This window comes from uncultured Dietzia sp., from assembly GCF_937873725.1.
GTDB lineage: Bacteria > Actinomycetota > Actinomycetes > Mycobacteriales > Mycobacteriaceae > Dietzia.
On record NZ_CALMYY010000027.1, the window covers coordinates 1 to 9,476 of the forward strand.

General features: G+C 73.1%; 9 protein-coding genes and 1 pseudogene. 7 read left to right on the forward strand and 3 right to left on the reverse strand.

Annotated elements, in window-relative coordinates:
• The 7 genes and pseudogenes from Q0444_RS01910 to Q0444_RS01940 all read left to right on the forward strand — a co-directional run.
• Window positions 1-447 (forward strand): annotated as a pseudogene (locus tag Q0444_RS01910) (AMP-binding protein); the annotation flags it as partial.
• Window positions 444-1,385, forward strand: a complete 942-nt coding sequence (locus Q0444_RS01915) for an SDR family NAD(P)-dependent oxidoreductase (protein ID WP_291084599.1) — start codon at window positions 444-446, stop codon at window positions 1,383-1,385. The pseudogene Q0444_RS01910 and the gene Q0444_RS01915, both read left to right, overlap by 4 nt.
• A 62-nt stretch (window positions 1,386-1,447) precedes the next feature.
• Window positions 1,448-2,377 (forward strand): enoyl-CoA hydratase, encoded by a 930-nt coding sequence (locus tag Q0444_RS01920; protein ID WP_299020899.1) that lies wholly within the window; start codon window positions 1,448-1,450, stop codon window positions 2,375-2,377.
• 4 nt (window positions 2,378-2,381) lie between these two features.
• Window positions 2,382-3,551: an acyl-CoA dehydrogenase family protein gene (locus Q0444_RS01925; protein ID WP_291084608.1), complete on the forward strand. Its 1,170-nt coding sequence runs from the start codon at window positions 2,382-2,384 to the stop codon at window positions 3,549-3,551.
• An 11-nt stretch (window positions 3,552-3,562) separates the two neighbouring features.
• Complete coding sequence (locus Q0444_RS01930; protein ID WP_291084611.1) at window positions 3,563-4,555, forward strand: acyl-CoA dehydrogenase; 993 nt, start codon at window positions 3,563-3,565, stop codon at window positions 4,553-4,555.
• Window positions 4,552-5,676, forward strand: coding sequence for an acyl-CoA dehydrogenase family protein (locus Q0444_RS01935; RefSeq protein ID WP_299020903.1), 1,125 nt, complete (start codon window positions 4,552-4,554; stop codon window positions 5,674-5,676). The genes Q0444_RS01930 and Q0444_RS01935 overlap by 4 nt, the downstream gene beginning before the upstream one ends.
• A gap of 10 nt (window positions 5,677-5,686) precedes the next feature.
• The gene (locus Q0444_RS01940; RefSeq protein WP_291084616.1) at window positions 5,687-6,508 is read left to right on the forward strand and encodes an inositol monophosphatase family protein; all 822 of its coding nucleotides are present in this window, start codon (window positions 5,687-5,689) and stop codon (window positions 6,506-6,508) included.
• On the opposite strand, the gene Q0444_RS01945 is transcribed toward Q0444_RS01940, so the two are convergent.
• The 3 genes from Q0444_RS01945 to hsaB are packed head-to-tail and all read right to left on the reverse strand — an operon-like array spanning window position 6,505 to window position 9,439.
• Entirely contained in the window at window positions 6,505-7,686 is a 1,182-nt protein-coding gene (locus Q0444_RS01945; protein ID WP_299020907.1) for a sulfotransferase, read from the reverse strand. The two genes, Q0444_RS01940 and Q0444_RS01945, sit on opposite strands and share 4 nt — an antisense overlap.
• Window positions 7,683-8,864 carry a hypothetical protein gene (locus tag Q0444_RS01950; RefSeq protein WP_299020909.1) on the reverse strand — a complete coding sequence of 394 codons (1,182 nt, stop codon included), beginning with the start codon at window positions 8,862-8,864 and terminating at the stop codon, window positions 7,683-7,685. The genes Q0444_RS01945 and Q0444_RS01950 overlap by 4 nt, the downstream gene beginning before the upstream one ends.
• Entirely contained in the window at window positions 8,855-9,439 is a 585-nt protein-coding gene (gene hsaB / locus Q0444_RS01955; RefSeq protein WP_291079948.1) for a 3-hydroxy-9,10-secoandrosta-1,3,5(10)-triene-9,17-dione monooxygenase reductase subunit, read from the reverse strand. The genes Q0444_RS01950 and hsaB overlap by 10 nt, the downstream gene beginning before the upstream one ends.
• Window positions 9,440-9,476 lie beyond the last annotated feature (37 nt).

A 9,476-nucleotide genomic window follows, 5' to 3' on the forward strand; every position in this document is an offset into this window, starting at 1 on the left:
GGCGAGATCCTCACCCGCGGCGAGATGGTGATGCAGGGCTACCTCGACGACCCGGAGAACACGGCCAAGACCATCGACCCCGACGGCTGGCTGCACACCGGCGACGTGGGCGAGATCGACTCCCGCGGCAACCTGCGCATCACGGACCGGCTCAAGGACATGTACATCACCGGCGGCTTCAACGTGTACCCCGCCGAGATCGAGCAGGCCCTGGCCCGCATCGACGGCGTGGTGGAATCCGCGGTGGTCGGGGTCCCGGACGAGCGGATGGGCGAGGTCGGCAAGGCGTTCATCGTCCGCCGCGAGGGCTCGGGACTGACCGAGCGGGACGTGATGGACTTCTGCGGCGAGCACCTGGCCAACTTCAAGCGGCCGCGATCGGTGGAGTTCGTCGAGGCCTTCCCCCGCAACGCCTCGGGCAAGATCCTCAAGACGGAGCTCCGATGACCGCCGACCCCGCCGACCCCGCAACCCCCGCCGACCCCGCCACCCGCCGGGATCCGCTACCCTCCCGCGACTCCCGCTACCCGGATGCGGGTAGCGGACCAGGCAGCGGGGTAGCGGATTCCGGCGGGCGGGGCGGCGGCGGCGGCGGGCGGGGCGGCGGGGCCCGCGGCGGAGGCGGCGGGGCCGTGCTGGTGACCGGGGCGTCCGGCGGGATCGGCGGCGCGGTCGCCCGCCGCCTGGCCGCAGAGTTCCCCGGGTCACCGCTGGTCCTGGGCTACCGCTCGACCGAGCCGGTGGCGCTCGCGGACGAGCTGTCCGTCGCGGGACGGGCCGCGGAATGCGTGCGCCTCGCGCCGGGGACCGGCCCGGGGGACGACGACGAGGTCGCGCGGTCGATCGACGGGATCGGCACCCGGCACGGCGGAATCCGCGTGCTGGCCCACTGCGCCGGTCCGCACGTGCCCATGGTGCACCTGTCCCGGATCGCGCCGGCCGAGATGCGCCGCCAACTGGACGACGACGCGGCCGGGTTCTTCTCGATCGTGCACCCGGCGCTCCCGCACCTGCGATCGGCCGGCGGGAACATCGTCGCGGTGACCACCGCCGCCACCACCCGCTACCCCGTCCGCGACGGCCTGTCCGCCGCACCCAAGGGCGCGGTCGAGCAGCTGGTGCGCGGGCTGGCGGCCGAGGAGGGGCGGTTCGGGGTGCGCGTGAACTGCGTGGGGCCGGGGATGCTCACCGACGGGATGGCCGAGCGGCTCATCGCCTCCGGCGAGTTGGACGGGATCGCCCTCGAGGTCACGCTCGGCAACATCCCGCTGGGGCGGTTCGGCACGGCCGTGGACATCGCGGAGGCCGTGGCGTTCCTGGCCTCCGGGCGGGCGGGATTCATCTCCGGCCAGAAGCTCGACGTGGACGGCGGCTACGGGGCGTGAACCCCCGCGGGTCCGGTACAGTTACCAACCAAGCACTTGCTAGGTAAGGAGAGTTCCCGCCCATGAGCGACGCACCCATCCCCCCGGTCCTCGGGGTCGACGACCTCGGGCCGGACACGCAGCCGGTCGCCTACGAGGTCTCCGGCACCACCGCCTACGTCACGCTCAACCGGCCCGACTTCCGCAACGCGCAGAACTCCGTCATGACGTACTCGCTGGACAACGCGTTCATCAAGGCCGTCGAGGATCACTCGGTCAAGGTGATCGTCCTCCGGGCCAACGGCAAGCACTTCTCCGCCGGCCACGACATCGGCACCTCCGAGCGCGACCACCACGTGGAGTACCCCAACCGCGCCTCGATCTGGTGGGACCACACCACCCGCGGCGGCGGCGACCGGCGGCTCGCGCGCGAGACCGAGGTCTACGTCCAGATGTGCCGGCGCTGGCGCGAGATCCCCAAGCCGATGATCGCCCAGGTGCACGGCGCCTGCATCGCCGGCGGGCTCATGCTGGCGTGGGTGTGCGACTTCATCGTGGCCTCCGACGACGCGTTCTTCTCCGACCCCGTGGTGAAGATGGGCATCCCGGGCGTCGAGTACTTCGCCCACGCCTTTGTCCTGGGCCCGCGGCGCGCCAAGGAGATCCTCTACACCGGTCGCAGGTTCACCGCGGCGGACGCCCTGGACTGGGGGATGCTCAACCACGTGGTTCCGCGCGACGACCTGCAGGCCAAGGTCGACGGGATCGCGGCGGAGATCGCGGAGATGCCCGCCTTCGGGCTCACCCTGGCCAAGAAGGTCATCAACTCGAACGAGGACCAGATGGGGCTGCAGACCTCCCTGGACACCGCCTTCGGCTGGCACATGTTCGCCCACTCCGCCAACGCCGAGCCCGACGACTCCGACTCGTTCTCCGCCTCCCTCGGCGGGATGGACGCCCGCTCGATGCGCGACAGCGCCAACACCGGCTCGACCGGCCAGAAGAAGGACTGACGACGTGGACCTGCACCTGGACGCCGCGACCGAGGAGTTCCGCCTCGAGGTCCGGCAGTGGCTGGCCGCCAACGTGCCGGCCGAGCCGCTGCCGCACATGGACACCGCCGAGGGCTTCGAGGCCCACCGCGCGTGGGAGGCCACGATGGCCGACGCCCGCATGTCGGTCGTCTCCTGGCCCGAGGAGTTCGGCGGCCGCGACTGCGGGCTCGTGAACTGGGTGGTCTTCGAGGAGGAGTACTTCCGCGCGGGCGCGCCGCTGCGGGTGAGCCAGAACGGCATCTTCCTGCTGGCCCCGACCCTGTTCGACCACGCCTCCCCCGAGCAGCTCGCGCGCATCATGCCGCGCATGGCCCGCGCCGACGACATCTGGGCGCAGGCCTGGTCCGAGCCCGAGGCCGGGTCCGACCTCGCCTCCCTGCGCTCGACCGCGACGCGCGTCGACGGCGGCTGGGTCCTGAGCGGCCAGAAGGTGTGGTCCACCCGCGCCTCCTTTGCCGACAAGGGCTTCGGGCTGTTCCGCACGGATCCGAACGAGCCGCGCCACAAGGGCCTGACCTACTTCATGTTCGACCTGCGGGCCGAGGGCGTGACCGTTCGGCCGATCGACCAGCTGGACGGCCTGCCCGGCTTCGCGGAGCTGTTCCTCGAGGACGTCTTTGTCCCCGACGACCCGGCCGACCCCGGCGAGTCCGGCGTGATCGGCGAGGTCAACCAGGGCTGGAAGGTGGCCATGTCCACCGCCAACAACGAGCGCGGGCTCTCCCTGCGCTCGCCCGGCCGGTTCCTGGCCACCACCGACCGCCTGCTCGAGCTGTGGGACGGCGCCGAGGCAGGCCTGGACGAGCGCACCCGCGGCGCCCTGGCCGACCGCGTGGTGGATGCGTGGATCGGCTCCCGCGCCTACGAGCTGAGCACGTGGAACACGGTCACCACGCTCACCGGCGGGGCCAACCTGGGCTTCGAGTCCTCCATCAACAAGGTCTTCTGGTCCACGTGGGACATCGCGACCCACGAGACCGCGCTCGACATCCTCGGGCACGCCGGCGAGCTGGCCGGCGAGCAGTGGATGGACGGCTACCTGTTCGCCCTCGCCGGCCCCATCTACGCGGGCACCAACGAGGTCCAGAAGAACATCATCGCCGAGCGCCTCCTCGGCCTTCCGCGCGGATAACGGGGGACACCATGGATTTCGCACTCGATCCCGACATCACCGACTTCGCCGCGAGCATCGACTCGCTGCTCGCCAAGTCCGACCTGCCCGCGGTCATCCGCGCCTGGGCCGCCGGCGACACCGCCCCCGGCACCGCCGTGTGGGGCCGCGTCGCCGAGACCGGCGCCGCCGCCCTGCTCGTCCCCGAGGAGTCCGGCGGGGCCGGCGCCACCGCGGTCGAGGCCGTGGTCGCGCTCGAGGTCCTGGGCCGCCACGCCGTCCCCGGCCCGGTCGTGGAGTCCGTCATGGTGGCCCCGCGCATCGCCGCCGCGCTGGGCGGCGACTCCGACGCCGGCGACGTGGCCGGCGAGATCGCCGCCGGCACGCCGGCGTCGGTCGCCGCGCCGGGGGTCTCCCCCTTCGCGCCCGACGCCCACGTCGCGCAGTACCTGTGGGTCGTCGACGACGACGAGGTGTTCACCGGCACCGCCGGCGAGACCCGACGCTCGGTCGACCGCGCCCGCACCGTCACCACCCCGACCCGCGGCGAGCGGGTCGGCGCGGCGAGCACCGTCGACCTGGTCAACCACGGCGCGCTCGGCACCGCGGCCCAGCTCATGGGCCTGGGGCGGGCGATGCTCGACATGAGCGTGGACTACGCGGGGCAGCGCAAGCAGTACGGCAAGCTCATCGGCGAGTACCAGGGGCTCAAGCACCAGCTGGCCGACGTGGCGATCGCGCTCGAGATGGCCCGGCCCCTGCTGTGGGCCGGCGCCCTGGCGATCGCCGAGAACCCCGGCGATCCCGGCGCGGCCGTCCGCGACGTCTCCGCCGCCCGCGTGGCCGTGGCCGACGCCGCCTACCTGTCCGCGCGCACCGCGCTCCAGGTGCACGGCGCCATCGGCTACACCCTGGAGCACGACCTGGGCCTGTGGCTGACCAAGACCCGCGCGCTGCAGACCGCGTGGGGCACCCAGAGTTACCACCGCGGCCGGGTGCTCGAGAGCCTGGGGAGCGCCCGGTGAGCGCGCCCGGCGTGGACACCGAGGAGCAGGCCGCCCTGCGCGAGTCGGTGGCGGCGCTGCTGGAGAAGAAGTCGGACTCGGCGGCGGTCCGCGCGGCGATCGCGTCCGAGGACGGGTTCGACCCCGCGCTGTGGTCGACGCTGGTCGAGCAGATCGGCGCGGCCGCGCTGTCCATCCCCGAGGCCCACGACGGCGCCGGCGCCACCTGGGTCGAGACCCACCTGGTGTGCGAGGAGCTCGGCCGCCGGCTCACCCCCTCCCCGCTGCTCGGCTCGGCCGTCCTGGCCGCGCAGGCCGTGCTGGCCGCCGGCGACGACGCCGCGTGCGCCCGCCTGCTGCCCGGAATCGCCGCCGGCGAGCAGGCCGCCCTGTGCTGGGCCTCGGACTCGGGCTGGGCCACGCCCGGCGTACGCGCGGCCGCGGACTCGCTCACCGGCACCGCCCACCACGTCCTGGGCGCCGACACCGCCGCCACCCTGCTCGTCGTGGCCGTCACCGGCCACACGGTGGGCCTGTTCGAGGTCCCCGCGGACGCCGCCGGGGTCCGCGTCACCCGCGTGCCCGTCATGGATCCCACCCGCACCCTGGCCCGCGTGGAGTTCCACGGCGTCGCCGCCACGGCCATCCCCACCCGCCCCAGCTTCCTGCCCCGCCTGCGCGCCGCCGCGTGGGCCGCGATCTCCGCCGAGCAGGTCGGCGCCGCCCGCGCCGTGCTCGACGCGACCGTGCGGTACACGCAGGAGCGCAGGCAGTTCGGCCGCGCCATCGGCTCCTTCCAGGCGCTCAAGCACCGCATGGCCGACATGTACGTCAAGACCGAGACCGCCCGGTCCCTGTCCTACTCCGCCGCCGCGCTGGTGGCGGCCGCGCAGGCTCTCGGGAACGGGCCGGGCTCCGACGAGGCGGCCTACGCCGCCGAGGTCGAGGCCGCGGCCGCCAAGGTCTACTGCTCCGAGGCGCTGCAGTGGATCACCGGCGAGGCGATCCAGCTCCACGGCGGGGTCGGGATCACGTGGGAGTATGACGTGCATCTCTTCTTCAAGCGCGCCCACGGCACGGCCCAACTCCTGGGCCAGCCCCACGAGATCCTAGCGGCGCTCGAGGCCGCCGCGGGCCTCTAGAATCGCCCGCATGAGCCCCTTCCCCGAGCACGGACGGACCAACGACCAGCGACTCGCCGAGGACCTGGCCGCGCAGGCCGGGCGACTCCTGACCGACCTCCGGGTCTCCCGGGTCGCGCCGGAGGACCTGGGCGGGTTCGCCGAGGGCGAGGCGCGGGCCGTGATCGTGGACCGCCTGGCGGTGGCCCGGCCCGACGACGCGGTCTTTGGCGAGTGGAACCCGGACTCGCGCGAGCGACTGGACGCCGACCGGGTGTGGTTCGTGGACCCGCTCGACGGCGTGCGTTCCTACGTGATCGAGGGCCGCCCCGACTGGGCCGTCCACGTGGCCCTGTGGGAGTCCGGCCCCGAGGGCGTCGGCGGGATCACCGCCTGCGCCATCGCCATGCCGGCGTACGGCCGGGTGCTCACCGGCCGCGGCGCCACCACCTACCAGCCGATCTCCATCATCCGCGGCCCGCGCCCCGGCCCGCTGGTCCCCCCGCGGCAGGACGACCGCCTGCGCATCGCGGTGTCGGAGGCGGAACCGCCCGCATTCGCCGAGGAGCTGGCCGGGGCGCTCGACGCCTCCCTCGTCCACCTGGGCTCCGGCGGCGGCAAGACCGCGACCGTGGTCGAGGACGAGTGCGACGCCTACATCCACACCAGCGGGCACCACCAGTGGGACTCGGCTGCCACGTTCGGCGTCGTGTGCCAGCGCGGACTGCACGCCAGCCACCTCGACGGCTCGGAGCTGCGCTACAACGTCGAGGAGATCGAGCTGCCTGACCTGCTGGTCTGCAGGCAGGACGTGGCCGAGCGGATCATCGACGCCGTGGCCGGGTACCTCTAGGCCTCCAGCCCCCGGTAGCCGGCGAACCGCTCGGCGACCTGCTCCTCGCTGAGCCCGTAGTCGGCGAGCGTGTACCGGTGCGCGGGCGCCCGGTCGCCGGACAGGCTGCGCTCGTTCTCCGCCACCACGGCGGCCCGCACGTCCCCCGCCAACTCCGTGCCCGCGGCCGCGTACACCCGCTCCACCACGCCGGCGGGGTCGCGGACCAGCTCGCTGTGATCGACGTCGACGAACGTCGCCCGCGACCGCGGGTCGGCCTCGTGCCGCGCGCGGGCCGCGTCGAACCCGGCCACGCCCCGCGCCCACAGGTCCAGCTGCGAGGCGCCGATGTACTCCGGCGTGAATTCGGTCGACCAGTCGGCCGCGGTCCGGTGCGCGAGCGAGAACATGGACGCCATGGACCTGCGCGGATCGCGGTGCGTCTGCACCACCACGGCGTCGGGGTAGACCTCGAGCAGCGCGTCGAGCGCGAACAGGTGGCTGGGGTTCTTGAGCACCCAGCGCCGCCCGGGGTCGTGGGCCCCGATCAGCTGCAGGTTCCGCCTGTGCCGCCGGTACGCGGGCACCCAGTCCACGCCCTGCAGCCAGGCCGAGTAGTCGTCGAGCCGGGCCAGGCACTCGTACGAGACCGAGGTGAGCGACTGCCGCAGCAGCTGCCAGCACTCCTCGAGGTCGTCGGCGGAGATGTAGTGCACGCCGCCGTAGTCGGGGTTCTCGGACATGAAGCCGGCGTACAGGTCGCGCAGGCCCCGGTACGTGGGGTCATCCTCCCACCGCTCCCGGGGCGGCCGCGGCCCGGGGACCTCGGTGAGCCACAACTCGAGCCCCTGGTTGGCGGGGTCCGCGCCCAGGAGCCGGTGCAGCGCCGTGGTGCCGGTCCGGGGCAACCCGGTGACCACGACGGGCCGCTCGATCTCCACGCCGGCCTGCGCCGGGTCCGCGGCGAAGCCCGCCTGCGCGACGAGCCGCGCCACCAGCGCCCCCTTGAGCACGGAGCGCCAGTACTTGCTCCCGGCCGGGGTGAGGCCGGCGTCGGTGTGCAGGGAGTCGAGCAGGACGCCCAGCGCCTCTCGGTGCCGGTCCTCGCCGTCCGCGAAGTCCTCCAGCCCGACCGCCCTGGACGCGCTGGCGTGGAGGTCATCCACGGTCCCGACGTGCACCCGGTCCGACTCGCTCACGACAGCCCCCGGCGCGCGAACGCCTCCTGGCGGGCGGCGATCCGCTCCCGCCACTGCTCCGGGGTCACCCGCTGCTCGGCGTACCCGGGCAACTCGGCCTCGAGCCGGTCGAACGGCATGACCCGCACCGTCGGCCCCAGGTCGGCGGTGATCGGCGAGTCCACCCGCTGCCACCGCAGCTGGGCGATGCCCTCGCGGTGACCCAGGGTCTCTATCCAGTTGGCCAGCCCGGGGTCATGGTCGGTGACGACGAGGTGGATCATCCCGTCGGAGGTGACGTGCGCCTGGTCGGCGGTGAGGCTGGTCTGGTGGTGGACGTACTCCAGCGAGGCGTACCACATGCTGCCCAGCTGGAAGCCCTGGTAGGGCACCCCGGCGACGGGCACGGAGATGATCATGGCCTGGTCCGGCTCGAGCTCGAACACCCCGGCCGAGGAGAACTGCGTGGTGAGCCCTCCGGGCGTCCGCCGCGGCTCGCCGAGGGTGTTGCGCGGCTGGTCGCCGAAGAACCATCCCGGGAACGCCAACCACGTCTGCAGCCTGCCCGTCAGGGCCTCGGCGAGCTTGGCGTAGAACCTCTCCTGACCGGCGAGCGTCACCGGCTCCGGGGCGGTGCCCACCGCGTCGACCCTGCGCAGGATCGCCGACCCGGCCTCCTCCGCGGACCAGTCCGAGAACACCTCGCGGACGGCGATCATCGAGGTACCGGGACGGAGCACGACGTAACCGGGGTCGCCCTCGTCGTCGTCGTACCGCGGCGGTCCCAGCCGGAACGAGTACCGACCGTCGGCGCCGATCTCCAGCGCGCGGTCATCGAAGGCCGCGTGCGAGGCGGCGCGCTCGTCGGCCGAGTACGTCCCGGCCATGACCTGGAAGGACAGGTCCGCGGTGGTGCCGCGCCGGCCCTCGACCACGTATTCCGCGCCGTCGGTGAGGTTGGCGTAGAAGTACAGCGTGTCCGGGTTGTCCAGGCCCATCTTGGTGTACGGCCCGGTGGCCTGGAACAGCTGCGGGTGGCTCCGGCCGCGGTGCTGGCCGCTCTCGATGACGCCGCGGACGGTCCCGAGCAGGTACTCGAGCCCCTCCGCGACGTCGGCCTCGGTGCGCACGTGCGGCGCGGACCTGATGATCTCCTCCGCCCGGGCCAGCGCCTCGGCCAGCGGCGCGGTCACAGCCATGTGTACGAGTCGGCGGAGGTGATGAAGTTCTCCAGCTCCAGCTGCTCGGGCGTCGGGTCCACCACGTCCTCCTCGATGCTGAGGTAGGCGCCCCGGTAGAACAGCAGCGGCCGGATGTCCCGCTCGGTGGGGCCGAGGTTGTGGACGCGGCCGAGGACGATCCAGTGGTCACCGCCGTCGAGCACCTGCTCGATCTGGCAGTCCAGCCACGCCATCACGCCGGCGATCACCGGCGAGCCCAGCGGGCTCGGCGACCAGTCGATCGACGCGAACTTGTCGTCGCCGCGGCGCCCGAACGTCGACGAGACGTCCTCCTGCTCCTCCGAGAGGATGTTCACGGCGAACCTCCCCGCCGCCTCGATGCCCTTCCACGACCCCGAGGTCTTCATCGGGCAGAAGAGCACCAGCGGCGGTTCGAGGGAGAGCGCGGAGAACGACTGGCACGCGAAGCCCACCGGCTCGTCGTCCTTCACCGCCGTGATGACGGTGATCCCCGTGCAGAACTGGCCGAGCGCGTCGCGCAGTTCCCGGCTGGAGAAGCTCTGGCCCTCCGGGCGTTGATCGGTGCTGCTCATGTGCCGTCAGTCCTCCCTGGACTTGGGATCGGGATGC